This is a genomic window from Salsipaludibacter albus (assembly GCF_019798055.1).
GTDB classification, from domain to species: domain Bacteria; phylum Actinomycetota; class Nitriliruptoria; order Nitriliruptorales; family Nitriliruptoraceae; genus Salsipaludibacter; species Salsipaludibacter albus.
This window is the reverse complement of the sequence record NZ_JAHOPH010000001.1, coordinates 347,070-362,475: the sequence shown is the minus strand read 5'-3', so window position 1 is coordinate 362,475 and position 15,406 is coordinate 347,070. Positions and strand designations below refer to the sequence as shown.

Sequence of the window (15,406 nt, the reverse complement as noted above, 5' to 3'; positions counted from 1 at the left end):
GCCGCCACCACCGCACGACCCGACCACCGCCCGCGCACGACGCGAAGGAGCCACCATGGCGACCCAGGAGTACATCGATTCCCAGGGGACGCCGGCCGACGAGTCCTCGTCGTCGGTGGCCCCGGCGCGCCCGTCCGGCGGGTTCGGCCAGCGCGGTCCCGACTACGACGAGCCGGTCTTCGTGATCTCGGTCGCGGCCGAGCTCGCGGACATGCATCCCCAGACCCTGCGCTCCTACGAGCGCGAGGGCCTGATCGAGCCCGCCCGCACGGCCGGCAACACGCGTCGCTACGCCCAGCGCGACATCGACCGGCTCCGGTTCATCCGTCACCTGACCCAGGACGAGGGGCTCAACCTCGCGGGGGTCCGGGTGGTGCTGGACCTGGGCGAGAAGCTCGAGGAGGCGCGACGCAAGAACCGCGAGCTCGAGGAGATGGTGCGGACCCTGGCGGCCCGCGTCCAGGGCCAGGAGCCGCCGGCGCCCCGCCACGACGTCGTGCCGGTGTCGGCCCGCGAGGTCGAGGTGCATCCCACGATGCGCCGGCGTCCGCCGCGCCAGCGGGCCGGCGCTCGCTGATCACGCGGCCTCGTCCGGACGTCGTGACGAGCGTGTCGCCCCCGGTGGCCACCGGCCGACCGGCTGGTCGGCGAGGTTTGGCCGGCACCCTTGCCTGACGTACACTTCTGGCTCCAGCACGGGTCTCCGTGCGCCGGGGCGGACAGCCACGCGGTGTCGTCGCCTCGCCCTCCCTTCTCGTCGAAGTCACCACCGTGATGCGCATCGTCGTCGCCGGCCTCGCCGGCCTGCTGGCGCTGGGTGCAGCCAGCGCCGACGTGGTGACGCGCACGGCCAGCCTGCTGATCCCGGACATGGCGCTGACGGCGCTGGGCTCGACCGACCACCCCGACGAGGCAGTCCCGGTCGCCGAGCAGCCCGTGGCCGATGGCCCGCTGCCAACCACGGTGCCCAGTGACGTCCCCGAGGTCACCGAGGTCCAGGACATCCTGCTGGTCGGCGTGGACTCGCGCGAGGGTCTGACCCACGACCAGATGGCCGAGATGGAGGCCTTCGACCACGGTGGTGCGCTGACCGACACGATCCTGTGGGTGCAGTACCTCCCCCAGACCCAGGCCGTGCGGATGCTCGCCTTCCCCCGCGACATCGCGGTGGAGACCGAGGACCACGGGCTGCAGAAGATCAATGCCCTGCACCCGCTCGACGGTGCCAACGCCCTGGTCGAGGCGGTCGAGGAGCTGGTCGGTGACGACCTCGACCACTACGTCGAGGTCGACCTCGCCGGCCTGGTGACCCTGACCGACGCGGTCGGTGGGGTCGAGGTGTGCCTCGACGAGCCCATGGACGACCCGACGGTCGGGACGATCGACGAGGGCTGCAGCGTCCTGGACGGCATCGACGCCGGCCGGTTCGTGCGTGCCCGCAAGGTCAGTGACTCGTTCGGGGCCGGCACGCTCGGTCGAGCGGCCCGCCAGCAGTACTTCCTGCGCCAGGCACTGGGCGAGGTGCTGACCGCCGGAACCCTGGCGAACCCCGCCAAGCTGCGTGCCCTGGTCGGCGTGGCGTCGCGCTCGGTCGTCGTCGACGACGGGCTGACCCTCGGCCAGATGTACGGGCTCGCGGACGTGTTCCGGTCCATCGAGCCCGAGCAGATCGAGTCCGCGATCGTGCCGGTGGTCGCCTTCAGCTCGGACGGCCTCTACTACGAGCGGCTCGACGACGGGGCCGAGGACGTCTTCGACGCCATCCGCTTCCACACCCCGTTCCCGGACGACGTGCTCAGCGACGACGCGGCCGAGACCAACGACGACGTCGAGGGTGACCTGGACGGCTTCGGCTCGTCCGGCCCGGTCACGGTTCCGTCCGACGGTGCGTCCGAGCCCGTCGGGTCGACGAGCGAGGACCCGACGTCCTCGTCGGGCGCCGACGGCGACTTCCTGCCCTGAGGCCGGCGCGCCCGAGCGATGCGATCGCGGGTGGAGGCGAACGAACTCAGGCGCGTTCCAGGACCACCCGGCCGGCCGCGACGTCGGCCTCCGCGACCCGGACGTCGATCCGGGTGCCCGGCTCGAGGCCCTGGCCGTGCACGCGCGCCCGCACGGCCGGCTCGGGGACCAGCACCAGCCCGCGGTCCCCGTCCTCGTCGACGTCGACGACCGTGGCGGAGAAGACCTGGCCCACCCGGTCCGACAACAGGGCCGCCTCGACGACGTCGACCGTGGCGCGCTCGTAGGCCGAGGCGCGCCGCGTGGTCTCGGCCATGATCTCGGGCAGGTCGTACAGCGAGGCCCGGACCCACTCGGGGACCTCCTCGCCGGCGTCCAGCGCGACACAGCAGGCCAAGCCCCAGCGGTCGACCAGGCGACGCAGCGGTGCGGTGACGTGGGCGTAGTCGGCCGCGATGCCCGCATGCTCCGCGTCCGACGGTCGTGAGCCGTCGAAGGCGCGGTAGCCAGCGCCGCGGAACGACACGGTGGCCTCGTCGAGGAACGCGGCGTGGGTCGCGACCGCCGGGTCGAGGTCGCGGACGAGGTCCGGGAACGACGTCTGGCCGGGCCAGTCCAGGTCCAGCGCGGCAGCCGCTGCCCGCAGTCGGCGGTGGGTCCGGTCGTCCGCCGGAGGGAGGGTGCGCTGGATCCCGACCCGCCCGGCGCGCATGATCCCGGCCGCCGCCATCCCGGTCAGCAGGGACAGTTGCGCGTTGTCCTCCTCGACGGGTCGGGAGCGGCGGAACTCCAGCCGGTAGCGGTCCCCGACGCGCTCGATCTCCTGGTCGGGGATCGGCAGCGCGATGCCGCCGCGGTCGCGCTCGACGTCGCGTCGCGTCGCGCCGACCAGCGGCAGCAGCGAGAGCATGTCCCCAGCCGTGCCCGCGTCGAGCTCGGCCTGGACCTGCTCGTAGGACAGCTTGGCCCGGCTGCGCACGAGTGCCCGTCGCACGCTCGTCGCCACCAGCACCCCGGCGCCGTCGAGGTCCAGTCGCCACACGATCGCGGGGCGGTCCCCGTCGGGGAGCAGGCTCGCCGCGTCCTCGCCCAGGGCGGGCGGGTGCAGGGGACTGTGGTGGTCGGGCCCGTAGTGCGTGACCCCGCGACGGCGGACCTCGTCGTCGAGGTCCGAGCCGGGTCGGACGAACGCGGGCACGTCGGCGATGGCGTAGTGGATGCGGAAGCCCTCGTCGCGTCGGGCGAGGTGGAGGGCCTGGTCGAGGTCGCGGGACTCGGGCGGGTCGATCGTCACCAGCGGCAGGTCGCGCAGGTCGTCGGGGGGCCGGGGCGGATCGGTCGCCGCCGCTTCGGCGTCGGCCAGGGCGGGGTCCGGGAACGGTCCCGGGACGTCGAGCCGCGTGCGGATCGCGGCGAAGACGTCGGCCAGGTCGGCCGCGGACGTGGTGAGGACGAGCGGTCTGCGAGGCATGTCGGCGCAGCATAGGACGCGCAGGCACCGGCACCGGTGGCCACCCGGCCGCCCGCGGCTCCCCCGTCGATCCTGCCCCGCCGAGCGTGATGGATCAGTGCGACAGTCCGCAACGGTCGGTCACGCTCGCCGGGGGTCTGGGAGGCGCAGGTTGGTGACGCGGGGCGGGCTCAGGGTTGTGCAGTGGGGAGCTGTCAGGAACGACGAATCGCTGTTCTCGTGGGCCTAGAATGGTGTTCGTTGCCGAATCGCCCCGGGTGCATTTCCCCTGGCCATCGCCGTGTCGTGGCCGCCGGGGCGTTCGGGAGGAGGATCCCATGGACATCGAGCGCTTCACGAGGATGAGCCAGCAGGCCCTGCAGCGAGCCGGGGTGCTGGCGCGTGACCGCCACCACCCCGAGATCGCCCCGGGCCACCTGCTCGCTGCCCTGCTGGAGCAGTCCGAGGGGATCGTGCTGCCGATCACCCAACGGCTGGGCGTCACCCCCACGGCGCTGCGTGCCGCCGTCAACGAGCTGCTGGACGGCATGACCGCCGCCTACGGCTCGTCCGGTGACGTCCGCCTGGGCACGAACACGGTGAAGGTGCTCGACGCCGCCGAGTCCGAGATGGACACCCTCGGCGACGAGTACGTCTCCACCGAGCACCTGCTGCTGGCGCTGGCCACCGTTCCGGGCCGGGTCGCGCACCTGCTCCAGGGTCGTGGCATCACCCACGACGCCATCCTGGCTGCCCTCCGGCAGGTCCGGGGTGCGCAGCGCGTGACCTCCCAGGACCCCGAGTCGACCTTCCAGGCCCTGGAGAAGTACGGCCGTGACCTCACCCAGATGGCACGCGACGGCAAGCTCGACCCGGTGATCGGCCGGGACGAGGAGATCCGCCGGATCATCCAGGTCCTGGTCCGGCGCACCAAGAACAACCCGGTCCTGATCGGCGAGCCGGGCGTCGGCAAGACCGCGATCGTCGAGGGCCTCGCCCGACGCATCGTCGAGGGTGACGTGCCGACGCTGTTGGCCGACAAGACCCTGGTCCAGCTCGACCTCACCGCCATGGTCGCCGGTGCCAAGTTCCGGGGCGAGTTCGAGGAGCGGCTGAAGGCCGTCATGAAGGAGATCGAGTCCTCCGACGGCCAGATGATCACCTTCATCGACGAGCTCCACACGATCGTTGGTGCCGGTCGAGCCGAGGGCTCGATGGACGCCGGCAACATCCTCAAGCCGATGCTGGCCCGGGGCCAGCTGCGCATGGTCGGCGCCACGACCCTGGACGAGTACCGCGAGATCGAGAAGGACGCGGCGCTGGAGCGACGCTTCCAGCCGGTCCGGGTCGACGAGCCCTCCGTGGCCGACACGGTCGGGATCCTGCGTGGCCTCAAGGAGCGCTACGAGGTCCACCACGGGGTCCAGGTCACCGACGACGCCCTGGTCGCCGCGGCTGCGCTGTCGGACCGCTACCTGACCGAGCGGTTCCTGCCGGACAAGGCCATCGACCTGCTCGACGAGGCCTCGGCACGACTGCGGATCGCGATCGACTCGATGCCGCCCGAGATCGACGAGGTCGACCGCCGGATCCGCCAGCTCGAGATCGAGCGGGTCAGCCTGGCGGCCGACGAGTCCGAGTCCGCCCGCGCCCGGCTGGAGGACCTGGACCGGGAGCTGGCCGAGCTGCGTGAGCAGATGGACGGCCTGACCGCCCGCTGGCAGGGCGAGAAGGACGTCATCGACCGGCTCAACGCCGCCAAGGGCGAGTTGGAGGAGGTCCGCGAGCAGACCGCGATCGCCGAGCGTGACGGTGACCTCGAGCGAGCCGCCGAGCTGCGCTACGGCCGCACCGGTGCGCTCGAGGCCGAGGTCGCCGCTGCGCAGGCCGACCTGGACGCCCTGCGGGCCGAGGGCGGGACCATGCTCGAAGAGCGGGTCACCGACACCGAGATCGCCGATGTCGTCGCCAAGTGGACCGGGATCCCGGCCGGCAGGCTGCTGGCCGAGGACGCCGAACGCCTCGTGCGACTCGAAGACCATCTCCACGAGCGCGTCATCGGCCAGGACGAGGCCGTCGAGGCGGTCGCCGACGCCGTGCGCCGGTCCCGGGCGGGGATCGCCGACCCCGACCGCCCGACCGGGTCGTTCCTGTTCCTCGGGCCGACCGGGGTCGGCAAGACCGAGCTGGCGCGGGCCTTGGCCGAGTTCCTGTTCGACGACGAGCGTGCGATGCTGCGCATCGACATGGGCGAGTACCAGGAGAAGCACACCGTCGCCCGACTGATCGGCGCGCCGCCCGGCTACGTCGGCTACGACCAGGGCGGCCAGCTGACCGAGGCCGTGCGCCGCCGTCCCTATTCGGTGGTGCTGCTCGACGAGGTCGAGAAGGCCCACGCCGACGTGTTCAACGTGCTGCTCCAGGTGCTCGACGACGGGCGCCTGACCGACGGGCAGGGACGCACGGTCGACTTCCGCAACACCGTCGTGATCATGACGTCCAACCTCGGCAGCCAGCACATCCTCGACGTGACCCTGGAGCCCGAGGACCTGCGCGAGCGGGTGATGGCCGACGTCCGCCGTCACTTCAAGCCGGAGTTCCTCAACCGGGTCGACGACATCGTCATCTTCGACCGGCTGGGCCGTGACGACCTCGCCGCGATCGTGGACATCCAGCTGGACCGGCTGCTGCGACGGCTGGCTGCCCGTGAGCTGTCCCTGCGGGTGACCGAGTCCGCGAAGGCCCGGCTCGCCGACCTGGGCTACGACCCGGTCTACGGGGCACGGCCGCTCAAGCGGGTGATCCGCAGCGAGGTCGAGGACCGGCTGGCGCGGCTGATCCTGGCCGGTGAGGTCCCCGACGGTTCCACCGTCACCGTCGACGTCGACCCCGGCGACGACCTGGTCGTGTCCGCTTCCTAGACTCGGCGCCACGGGTCGAGAGGAGTCCGACATGTGGGCGCGGGTGCGGTGGGGACGATTGGTGCTGGTCGTGCTGGTCGGGCTGGTCGTCGGGTACTACGGCGGAGGATGGGGACTGGCGTTCTCGATCGCGCTGGGCTTCCTGATCGGCGCGCTGGTCTTCGAGCTGTGGTTCTGGCCGTGGCAGCAGGCTCGGCTGGACCGGCGCTTCGACGAGGAGGAGCAGCGCAACCAACGCTGACCCCTCGATCGCCTACTCGACCCAGCGACGGACGCTGGCGCGCTGGCCACGGACCGTGGTGTCACCCATCGCCTCCACGACGTGGGCCACCGACGAGGCCGGGATCCCGACCCGGCTGTGGTGCTGGGCGATCTTGATCGGCCCGATCTGTGCACCCGACAGGCCACCCTCGTTGGCGATGGCCCCGACCAGGTCGGCCGGGCGGACCCCCTCGACCCGGCCCAGGCTGACGTGGACCCATCCGGTGTCGCCGTCGTCGTGGCGCCGGTCGGACGACCCCTTCGTCGTGCGCTTCTTCTTCGCGGCCCGGTCGGCCTTCGCGGCCGTGAACGCATCGGGGATCTCGTCGGTGTCGGCCGACGATCCTCGCGCGTCGTGCAGCAGCCCGAGCGCGGCCAGCACGATGTCGTGGGGTTCGTGGTCGTCGTCCAGCAGGATCGCCAGCACCTCCTCGGCGCCGTCGGCCGGGTCCTCGGCCAGCGCCTCGGCCACGTCCTGGGCGGTCAACTCGACCTGGCGGGCGTGCAGGTCCTCGACCGAGGGCACCTCGACCACGGGCAGCTTGCGACCCAGGAGCCGTTCGATGAACCCGATGTTGCGCTTCTGGCGTGGCTCGGCCAGGGTGATGGCGACGCCCCGCCGACCGGCGCGACCGACCCGGCCGATCCGGTGGACGTAGGCCTCGGCCTGGCTCGGGACGTCGAGGTTGAACACGTGGGTCAGGGTGTCGACGTCCAGTCCGCGCGCGGCCACGTCGGTGGCCAGCAGCAGGGTGGCGGACCCGTCGCGCAGCCGGCGCATGACCGCGTCGCGCTGGCGCTGGTCCATGCCACCGTGGAGCGCCTCGGCGCGGTGCCCGCGGGCGTTCATCGTCGCAGTGAGGGCGTCGACCTCGACCCGGGTGCGACAGAACACGATCGCCGCCTCCGGGGTCTCCATGTCCAGGAACCGGCCCAGCGCCGCCGCCTTGTCGGTCTTTCGCACCCAGGCGACCCGTTGCTCGACCAGGGGCGCGCCGCTGTCGGTGGTCGGACGGGCGATGACGATCCGGACCGGGTCGTCGAGGTGCTGGGCGGCGAGGTGGTCGATCCGGGCCGGGACCGTGGCCGAGAACAGCACGGTCTGGCGCTGGTCCGGTGCCGCGTCGAGGATCGCGTCGAGGTCCTCCGCGAAGCCCATGTCGAGCATCTCGTCGGCCTCGTCGAGCACGACGGTGTCCACCGACGACAGGTCGAGCGCACCCCGTCCGATCAGGTCGACGGCGCGGCCCGGGGTGGCGACCACGACGTGCACCCCGCGGGTGAGCGCCTTGACCTGGCGATGGGCGGGCTGGCCACCGACGACCGCGACCGTGCGGATCCCGAGGTGGGTGCCGTACCCGGCGATGGCGGCGTCGACCTGCAGCGCGAGCTCGCGGGTCGGGGCGATGACCAGGGCCCGGGGCGTGGTGGCGCGGACCCTGCCGATCGCGTGGAGGATCGGCAGGGCGAACGCCGCGGTCTTGCCGGTGCCGGTCGCCGCCTGGCCCAGCAGGTCCCGCCCGGCCAGCAGGTGCGGGATCGCCTCGCGCTGGATCGGGGTGGGGGTGTCGTACCCGGTCTCGGACAGTCGTCGCAGGAGCTGGTTGCGCAGGCCCAGGCGCTTGAAGTCCACCTCGTCCAGTGACGCGATCGCGTCGTCGCCACCGGTCGAGGCGTCGTCGTCCCGCTCGTCCGCGTCGTCGGACGGGTCGCGCGGCTCGTCGGACGGGTCGTGCGCGTCGGTCGGGGGTGTCATGGCACGGCTGTCCGTCGGCGAGACGCCAGCGTACGGACCGGGGGTGGGTGGCTACATGACGCCGCGGAGCCACCACTGGCTGCCGAGCCAGGCCAGGACCAGCAGCACCAGGGCGGCGGCGACCCACTGCCAGGTGATCTCGACCTCCACGATCTCGGGCTCACCGATCAGCTCCTCGAGCTGGCCGGAGATCTGGTCGTAGGCCGCGGACAGTCCCTCGCTGCTGCCGGCCGCCGTGAAGGTGGCGCCGGTGGTCTCGGCGATGGCCTGGAGCTCGCCCTCGGCGACCGGCACGGGCACGATCTGGCCCGACAGCGGGTCGAGGATCTGGCCGGACTCGGTGCCGAAGGCGATGGTGAACACGGGGATGCCGGCCTCGGCGGCCTCGTCGGCCGCGACCTGGGGATCGATCCCCACGGTGGTCTCGCCGTCAGACAGCAGCACGATCGCCCCGGGGAAGGCGTCGTCGGTGGTCGACAGCTCGTCGATCGCCGCGCGCAACCCCTCCCCGACCGCGGTCGACTCGCCCAGGTCCAGCGCGTCGATGGCGGCGGTGACCTGGTCGTGGTCGGTGGTCAGCCCGACGTCGCGAGTCACCCGGCCGTTGAACGACACCAGCCCGACCTCGACACCGGCGTCGACCTCGTCGACGAAGTCGGTCGCCTCGTCCTTGGCCGCTGCCAGTCGGCTGGGATCGACGTCGGTGGCCTCCATCGACAGGGAGGTGTCCATCAGCACCACGATGCGACCCCGGATCGTGTCCGAGACCTCCTCGGTGCGGGCGGGCTGGGCCAGCGAGGCCGTCGAGACGCCGATGCCGGTGAGGAACAGCGCCGTGACGACCCAGCGCTGCCAGGTCGGCCGCCGGGGGGCGACCTCGTCGAGCAGGTCCATCCCGGTGAACCGGACCAGGGCTCGGCGACGACGGCGCACGGCCCAGATCGCGACGGCGACCAGTGGGAGCAGGCCCAGCAGCAGCCAGAGCCGCTCGGGGGCGAGGAACAGGGTGGGCATCATGCTCGGCCACCCCCGGTGGTGACCCGGCGGCGGCGACGCATGCGGTGGTGCACGTGGCGGGCCACGGTGGTGAGCCAGTCCTGTCCGGTGGTGAGCACGAGGTGGTCGGCCCCGGCGGCGCGGACGGCCCGATGCACCTGGTCGCGGTGTACGGCTACGCGGGCCGCGTAGGCGTCGCGCACCTGCGGGGTCACGACGACCTCGCGGTGGGTGCCCGTGGCGGGGTCGACGAGGTCGATCAGCCCCACGTCGGGCAGCTCGACGTCCCGGGGGTCGGTCACCTCGACTACCAGCACGTCGTGGTGCTGGGCGACGACCGCCAGGTCGCCGGGCACGCCGCCGACCCGTGCGCCCGTGTCGTCCACGCCGCCACGCAGGTCCGAGACCAGCACGACGAGTCCCCGGTGCGTGGCGAGCCTGGCCACGCGGTGGAGCGCGGCGTCGAGGTCGTTGTGGCCACTGCCGTCGCTGGCCCGCTCGGCCAGCACCTCGCGCAGGACGGCGCGGACCTGGCGACGGCCGCCGCGCGGGGGCAGCACGCGCTGGCGTCCACCGCGGAGCAGGATGGCGCCGAGCCGGTTGGCGTCACGCGCGTTGAGGAACCCGATCGCGGCCACGGCCGCCGCGGCGACGTCGGCCTTGCGGTCGCGGTCGGTGCCGAACTGCATGTTGGCGTCGAGGTCGACGACCAGCCACGTGGTCAGGTCCCGCTCGGCGATCAGCTCGCGGACGTGCACGACGTTGGTGCGCGCGGTGACGTTCCAGTCGATGCGGCGCACCTCGTCACCCGGCACGTACTGGCGCGACTCGCCGATCTCGGTGCCGTGTCCCGGGGTCAGGCCTTCGTGGCGACCGTGCAGGAGGGTGTCCAGCCGACGGTCGACCTGCAGTTCGAGGTCGCGGACGCGGCGCGCGACGTCGTCGGGCGTGGGGCCGTCCGGCCAGGCAGCGGACTCAGCCATCGGCGGGCGACCCCCAGGAGCCGGCGTCCGACCCGACCGGGGCTGCGCCGTCGACGCCGGGGGAGGTCGGCCCGCTGCGAGGCGCGTCGGCGAGGTTGCGGGGGGTCAGCGGCTGGGCCGGCACGGTGGCCAGCACCCGGGCGATGACGTGGTCGGGGTCGATCTCGCGTGCCAGGGCCTCGTAGGTCAGCAGGAGCCGGTGGCGCAGGACCTCGGGTGCGATGTCGTAGACGTCCTGGGCGGTGGCGAACGACCGGCCCCGCATCAGCGCCAGGGCGCGCGCGCCCCGGACCAGCCCGAGGCTCGCGCGGGGACTGGCACCCAGCTCGACCAGGTCGTCGAGGTCGCCCAGCCCGAAGGCTCCCGGGTCGCGGGTGGCCTGCACGACGTCGACGGCGTAGGCCTTCACGGTCGCGTCGACGTAGATGCCGTCGGCCACGGCCTGCAGGTCGCGCACGACCTGCGGGTCCAGCACCTGGTTGGGGACCGGGATGGACACGCCGACCCGGTCGACGATCTCCAGCTCCTCCTCGCGGTTCGGGTGGTGCATGACCACCTTCATCATGAACCGGTCGCGCTGGGCCTCCGGGAGGTTGTAGACCCCCTCGGACTCGATCGGGTTCTGGGTCGCCACGACGAAGAACGGGTCCGGGACCTCGAAGGTGCGACCACCGATCGACACCTGGTGTTCGGCCATCACCTCCAGCAGGGCGGACTGGACCTTCGCGGGGGCGCGGTTGATCTCGTCGGCGAGCAGGATGTTGGTGAACACCGGGCCCAGCTCGATGTCGAAGTCCTCGTGGCTGGGCCGGTAGATCCGCGTGCCCATCACGTCCGAGGGCAGCAGGTCCGGGGTGAACTGGATCCGGGCGAAGTCCCCGCCCATGATCCGTGCGAGCGACTCGGCCGCCAGCGTCTTGGCCAGCCCGGGGACGGACTCCAGCAGGCAGTGCCCACGGCTGAGCAGGCAGACCAGCAGGCGTTCCTGCATGCGGGACTGGCCCACGAGGACGCGGCGGAGTTCCACCAGCACGTCGTCGAGTCGGTCGGTGGGTGTCGACACGTGGCCCTCCCGGGTCGGCGGTGCCGCGTCGTCGGCCGGCGGCGATGCCTGGTCTGGTGTGGTGGTCGTGGTCATGGTGCCCCGCTCGGACGGTGTGTGTCGGGCAGTGTCCCGCAGGTTCCTGAGAACGAGCCAAGCCGACCGGCTCGGGGGCTGGGGTGGCTGGATCTACACTCGTTGGCGCGGTCGAGGTGCGACCCCGCACCCCACCGGCCTCCGCCAGACGACGGGAACAGGACCCACCGTGCCCGACGCGAACGAGGACCGCGGCACCGACCTCGACCACGACGGGGTCGCCGTGCCGACCTCGGGTGCGCGTGCCTGGGCGGTCGCGGGTGCCGTCGGGGCCGTCGCGGCGATCTGGTTCGTCCTGCCGGGGGTGCTCGGCATGGTCGCGGGCTCGGTCGCCCACCTCAAGGGCGATCGCTGGGGCATGCCCGTCGCCGTCGTCTCGGCGGTGACCACGATCGCCGGCATGGCACTGGTCTTCTGGGTCCGCGGCTGATCGTGCTCCGACCGGATCGTCGGGCACCCGACGTCCTATCCTCGACCGTTCGAACCCGTCCGCACCGAACCCCAGCGAGAGGCACCTGCCGTGGCCGTGATCAAGACCATCGACCTGGTCGGCGTGTCGGACGTGTCGTGGGAGGACGCCGCCGCCCAGGCCCTCCGCGAGGCGACCTCGACCCTGCGCAACGTCGAGGGGCTGTCGGTGCTGGAGCAGACCGGCGTCGTGGCCGACGGTGCGATCACCGAGTACCACACCGCCGTGCGGATCCGGTTCCGCCTCGCCCGCGCCTGACGGCCCGGCGCGCTCGCCGAGCCGGGTGTGCCCCGGGGGCGGCCGTCAGCCCTGGTCGAGGGCTCCACCCGGGTGCGCGGCCACGACGAGTCGCACCAGGGTCGCGCCGGTCAGGACGGCGACGGTGGCACCCATGGCGACGGCCGACACCACGCCCACGGCGAGGTGTCCCGCCGCGGGCCAGTCGTTCGGGACGACCGACAGTGCCGTGACGGGGATTGCGACGCCGACCAGCCAGGCCCCGGCGGAGACCCAGATCCAGCGCGATGCGCGCGCGACCACCCGGCGCAGGACCAGCCACTGGGCGTACCCCATCGCCAGCAGGCCCGCGAACCATGCGGGGACCACGGCCACCAGCACCAGCGCCGCGTGGTCGTCCGCCGCCCCGAGGACTGCCGAGCCGCCCATGCCCAGGAACCACGCCAGGCCCGCGGCGAGGGCGGTCGCCACCACCCAGTCGACGCGGTCGACGTCGGGGAGGTGACGGGCCAGGACCCGGGCACCGAAGACGCCGATCGCGACCCCCTCGACCACGCCGGCGACGGTGAGGCCGACCACGAGCCAGGAGTCGGCCACGCCGGCGGTGGCGAGCGTCGCGCCCGCCAGTGCCGGGGGCACGAACCCGATCGCCTCGCCGACGCTGAGGGCGACGACCCAGTCGTGGAACAGCCCCTGGCCGGTCATGGTCGGTGCTGCGGTCTCGGTGGTCATGACGAGGTCAGTCGACCGGGACGGCCGGTCGGCGCAGCTCGGCCACGACCTCGCGGGTCCAGGCTGCCACGTGGTCCGGGTCGCGCCAGTCCCCGGTGTTGTCACGGGCCATCGCCGCAGCCGGGAAGCCGGTCGCGTCCGCCGGCATCCTCCCACCGAAGGTCACGTGCCCGCGCGCCCCGATCCGGCGCATGGCGGCCGCCACCCCGCGGACCGGGTCGATGTCCTCGGCGCTCGCGGAGTCGTCCAGCGGGCCGCTGCTGAACAGCCACACCGGCATCGTGGACAGATCCTCCCGGTGTCGTCGCACGAACCTGCGGGCGTCCTTGTGCCAGCGGAACGCGTACAGCGCCCCGCCCACGACGACGGCGTCGAAGCCGGTCACGTCGCGGATCTCGTCCGCCGCTGCGACGACCGCGTCCACCCCTTCCTCCTCCAGCGTGTGGCCCACCATCTCCGCCAGGCCGCGCGTCCCACCCATCTTGGTCGCGTACACCACCAGCACACGCATGTCGCCTCCCGCATCGGGGTTCCCGGTCCCGCGCGGCGATTCCGCCTGCGGGTCATGGTGCGATGGTCGCTCGCGGGCTGGCCTGCGGACAGTGCCAACGGTCCCGGGGGAGGACGGTCGCCCGGCTCCGGGGGCCGGCGACGGGTCGGGGCGGCGCGTCGGCGCCCACCGCCTGCCGGCGGCCGAGGAGGATCAGGTCGGGGTCGGAGCGTCGGTGGGACTCGAGGTCAGCGAGCGGGTCTGGGCCCACCGCAGCCGGGAGCTCTCCAGGAACGCCATCGAGGCCGATCCTTCCGCCAGGGCCTCCTGGAACGCCTCCCCGGGCAGGCGGTACAGCCGGACGTCCGTCGTGGCGTCGACGCTGGCCGTCCGGGGCACCTCCTCGAGCAGGCCGATCTCGCCGAAGTAGTCGCCGGGGCCCATGGCGGCGAGGTGGCGCTCGGTGGTGCCCTCGCCGCGGCCGACGATCTCCACCCGACCGTCGGCCACGACGTAGAAGGCGTCGGCGGGCTCTCCCTCCGTCACGATCCGGTGACCGGCCGGCAGGTCGACCTCCTCCGCCCGGGCCGCCAGCGCCTCCAGCGTCGGCCGGGACGCGGCCGCGAACAGCCCGACCGAGTCGAAGGCCGCGATGCGTGGGGCCAGTGCGGCCAGTCGGCTCGTCGTCTCGCGGTCCACCCGTCGTGTCCACGGGTAGGCCAGGACGACCAGGACCACGACCCCGACCGAGAACACCTCCAGGGTCACGTCGAGCGTGGTGGCCCGGAGGAGGATGGGCGTCACCAGCGCGCCCAGCGAGATGCCGGCGAGCACCAGGGCGGTGAAGACCCCGAAGACGCGCGCGAGCAGGTCCGGGGCGAGCGATCGTTGCAGGGCCGTCACGGCCAGCACGTCGACGACCAGTGTCCCGGCGCCCCGCACGACCTGGACGGCGAACGCCGCGGCGGGTTGGTCGATCCACACCAGCAGCAGGGTGGGCAGGGTGTAGACCACCATCCCCAGCGAGATGACGGTCGCGAGGCGTCGTGATCCGGCGAGCCGGTCGACCAGTGGTGCCATGGCGACCCCGCCCACGCCCACGCCGGCCAGCAGGAGTCCGAACCCGTCGGGGCCGATGCCCAATCGCTCCTCGGAGTACACCACGAACAGCACCGTGTCGGTCCCGTACATGAACGACGCCGCGACGCACATGGCCACCAGGACCGCGGCCGTGGTCGACGACCCGATCGCACGGAACCCGACGCCGACCTGGCGCAGCACCCCGGCACTGCCACCCTCGGTGACGTCCGTCGGCTGGCTCCGTGTCCGGATCCGCGACGAGCACCATGCGGAGACCAGGAAGGTGGCGGCGTTGAGGAACAGGGCCACCTCGACGTTGGAGACGGCGAGCACCGCGGCACCCAGGGCGGGTCCGGCGATCGTGGAGACGTTCTCGACCAGGCTCTCGAAGGAGTTGGCCGCGGCCAGGTCGCGCTCGCCGACGATCTGGGGTGTCAGGGCCGCGGTGGCCGGGTAGTACACGGTCCCGATCACCGACGTCACCGAGGCCAGGGTGATGGCAACCAGGGCGCCCAGGTCCAGCCCGGTCACGATGGCCAGGCCGATCATCACGACCGTTGACGTCAGGTCGAGCAGGATCAGCAGCCGTCGTCGCTCGATCCGTTCGGCCACGACCCCGCCGTAGCTGGACAGCAGCATCGACGGGACGAAGCGCCCGATCGTGACGGCCGCGGCCCACCCGGCCGACTGGGTCGTCTCGTAGACGTAGACGTACAGCGCGACGTTGTACGCCCAGCTGCCGATGGACGAGATCGCCAGCCCGATGACCAGCCAGCGGTAGTCCGGAATGGCCAGCACCGCGCGGAACCCCCGCCGCTCGGCGGCGACGGCGCTCACGTCCGTGCCCACGGGGGCGGTCGGGTGCTCGTCGCGTGCACACGTGCCGGCATGACCAGGGCATGGCCCATGGGTCGTTCCCCCAGCCCGGTTC

At 72.8% G+C, this 15,406-nt stretch carries 14 protein-coding genes; 6 read left to right on the top strand and 8 right to left on the bottom strand.

Annotated elements, in window-relative coordinates; genetic code table 11:
* Nucleotides 1-55: 55 nt before the first annotated feature.
* Both KR546_RS18920 and KR546_RS01710 read left to right on the top strand, forming a co-directional pair.
* On the top strand, nt 56-577 hold the full coding sequence (locus tag KR546_RS18920) for a heat shock protein transcriptional repressor HspR (protein WP_274387400.1): 522 nt from the start codon (nt 56-58) through the stop codon (nt 575-577).
* Between the two features lie 197 nt (nt 578-774).
* Nucleotides 775-1,962, top strand: coding sequence for an LCP family protein (locus KR546_RS01710; RefSeq protein ID WP_238442993.1), 1,188 nt, complete (start codon nt 775-777; stop codon nt 1,960-1,962).
* A 46-nt stretch (nt 1,963-2,008) separates the two neighbouring features.
* Here the strand turns inward: KR546_RS01710 and KR546_RS01705 are convergent, their stop codons facing one another.
* Complete coding sequence (locus KR546_RS01705; protein WP_238442958.1) at nt 2,009-3,433, bottom strand: RNB domain-containing ribonuclease; 1,425 nt, start codon at nt 3,431-3,433, stop codon at nt 2,009-2,011.
* Between the two features lie 317 nt (nt 3,434-3,750).
* Between KR546_RS01705 and clpB the strand changes: the two genes are divergently transcribed.
* Together clpB and KR546_RS01695 are read left to right on the top strand one after the other, a co-directional pair.
* Nucleotides 3,751-6,333, top strand: coding sequence for an ATP-dependent chaperone ClpB (gene clpB, locus KR546_RS01700; RefSeq protein WP_238442957.1), 2,583 nt, complete (start codon nt 3,751-3,753; stop codon nt 6,331-6,333).
* A gap of 31 nt (nt 6,334-6,364) precedes the next feature.
* Nucleotides 6,365-6,574: a hypothetical protein gene (locus KR546_RS01695; protein WP_238442956.1), complete on the top strand. Its 210-nt coding sequence runs from the start codon at nt 6,365-6,367 to the stop codon at nt 6,572-6,574.
* A 12-nt stretch (nt 6,575-6,586) separates the two neighbouring features.
* On the opposite strand, the gene KR546_RS01690 is transcribed toward KR546_RS01695, so the two are convergent.
* The 4 genes from KR546_RS01690 to KR546_RS01675 are packed head-to-tail and all read right to left on the bottom strand — an operon-like array spanning nt 6,587 to nt 11,467.
* Nucleotides 6,587-8,350, bottom strand: coding sequence for a DEAD/DEAH box helicase (locus tag KR546_RS01690; RefSeq protein WP_238442955.1), 1,764 nt, complete (start codon nt 8,348-8,350; stop codon nt 6,587-6,589).
* Between the two features lie 51 nt (nt 8,351-8,401).
* Entirely contained in the window at nt 8,402-9,367 is a 966-nt protein-coding gene (locus KR546_RS01685) for a VWA domain-containing protein (protein ID WP_238442954.1), read from the bottom strand.
* Complete coding sequence (locus tag KR546_RS01680; RefSeq protein WP_238442953.1) at nt 9,364-10,329, bottom strand: DUF58 domain-containing protein; 966 nt, start codon at nt 10,327-10,329, stop codon at nt 9,364-9,366. Before KR546_RS01680 ends, KR546_RS01685 begins: the two co-directional genes overlap by 4 nt.
* The gene (locus KR546_RS01675) at nt 10,322-11,467 is read right to left on the bottom strand and encodes an AAA family ATPase (protein WP_238442952.1); all 1,146 of its coding nucleotides are present in this window, start codon (nt 11,465-11,467) and stop codon (nt 10,322-10,324) included. The genes KR546_RS01680 and KR546_RS01675 overlap by 8 nt, the downstream gene beginning before the upstream one ends.
* Before the next feature lie 169 nt (nt 11,468-11,636).
* Here KR546_RS01675 and KR546_RS01670 point away from each other — a divergent pair, with 169 nt between their 5' ends.
* Together KR546_RS01670 and KR546_RS01665 are read left to right on the top strand one after the other, a co-directional pair.
* Complete coding sequence (locus KR546_RS01670; RefSeq protein WP_238442951.1) at nt 11,637-11,897, top strand: hypothetical protein; 261 nt, start codon at nt 11,637-11,639, stop codon at nt 11,895-11,897.
* Nucleotides 11,898-11,987: 90 nt separating this feature from the next.
* Nucleotides 11,988-12,194 (top strand): dodecin family protein, encoded by a 207-nt coding sequence (locus tag KR546_RS01665; RefSeq protein ID WP_238442950.1) that lies wholly within the window; start codon nt 11,988-11,990, stop codon nt 12,192-12,194.
* 45 nt (nt 12,195-12,239) lie between these two features.
* Here KR546_RS01665 and KR546_RS01660 read toward each other — a convergent pair whose 3' ends face one another.
* From KR546_RS01660 to KR546_RS01650, 3 genes are all read right to left on the bottom strand, one after another.
* Complete coding sequence (locus KR546_RS01660) at nt 12,240-12,905, bottom strand: hypothetical protein (protein ID WP_238442949.1); 666 nt, start codon at nt 12,903-12,905, stop codon at nt 12,240-12,242.
* A gap of 7 nt (nt 12,906-12,912) precedes the next feature.
* Nucleotides 12,913-13,416 carry a flavodoxin domain-containing protein gene (locus KR546_RS01655; RefSeq protein WP_238442948.1) on the bottom strand — a complete coding sequence of 168 codons (504 nt, stop codon included), beginning with the start codon at nt 13,414-13,416 and terminating at the stop codon, nt 12,913-12,915.
* Between the two features lie 192 nt (nt 13,417-13,608).
* On the bottom strand, nt 13,609-15,312 hold the full coding sequence (locus KR546_RS01650; protein ID WP_238442947.1) for an MFS transporter: 1,704 nt from the start codon (nt 15,310-15,312) through the stop codon (nt 13,609-13,611).
* Nucleotides 15,313-15,406: the final 94 nt, after the last annotated feature.

Bases quoted from the DNA above. Each gene is read 5' to 3' on its own strand.
- KR546_RS18920 (WP_274387400.1), top strand. From the start codon at position 56: ATGGCGACCCAGGAGTACATCGATTCCCAGGGGACGCCGGCCGACGAG.
- KR546_RS01710 (WP_238442993.1), top strand. From the start codon at position 775: ATGCGCATCGTCGTCGCCGGCCTCGCCGGCCTGCTGGCGCTGGGTGCA.
- KR546_RS01705 (WP_238442958.1), bottom strand. From the start codon at position 3,433: ATGCCTCGCAGACCGCTCGTCCTCACCACGTCCGCGGCCGACCTGGCC.
- clpB (WP_238442957.1), top strand. From the start codon at position 3,751: ATGGACATCGAGCGCTTCACGAGGATGAGCCAGCAGGCCCTGCAGCGA.
- KR546_RS01695 (WP_238442956.1), top strand. From the start codon at position 6,365: ATGTGGGCGCGGGTGCGGTGGGGACGATTGGTGCTGGTCGTGCTGGTC.
- KR546_RS01690 (WP_238442955.1), bottom strand. From the start codon at position 8,350: ATGACACCCCCGACCGACGCGCACGACCCGTCCGACGAGCCGCGCGAC.
- KR546_RS01685 (WP_238442954.1), bottom strand. From the start codon at position 9,367: ATGATGCCCACCCTGTTCCTCGCCCCCGAGCGGCTCTGGCTGCTGCTG.
- KR546_RS01680 (WP_238442953.1), bottom strand. From the start codon at position 10,329: ATGGCTGAGTCCGCTGCCTGGCCGGACGGCCCCACGCCCGACGACGTC.
- KR546_RS01675 (WP_238442952.1), bottom strand. From the start codon at position 11,467: ATGACCACGACCACCACACCAGACCAGGCATCGCCGCCGGCCGACGAC.
- KR546_RS01660 (WP_238442949.1), bottom strand. From the start codon at position 12,905: ATGACCACCGAGACCGCAGCACCGACCATGACCGGCCAGGGGCTGTTC.
- KR546_RS01655 (WP_238442948.1), bottom strand. From the start codon at position 13,416: ATGCGTGTGCTGGTGGTGTACGCGACCAAGATGGGTGGGACGCGCGGC.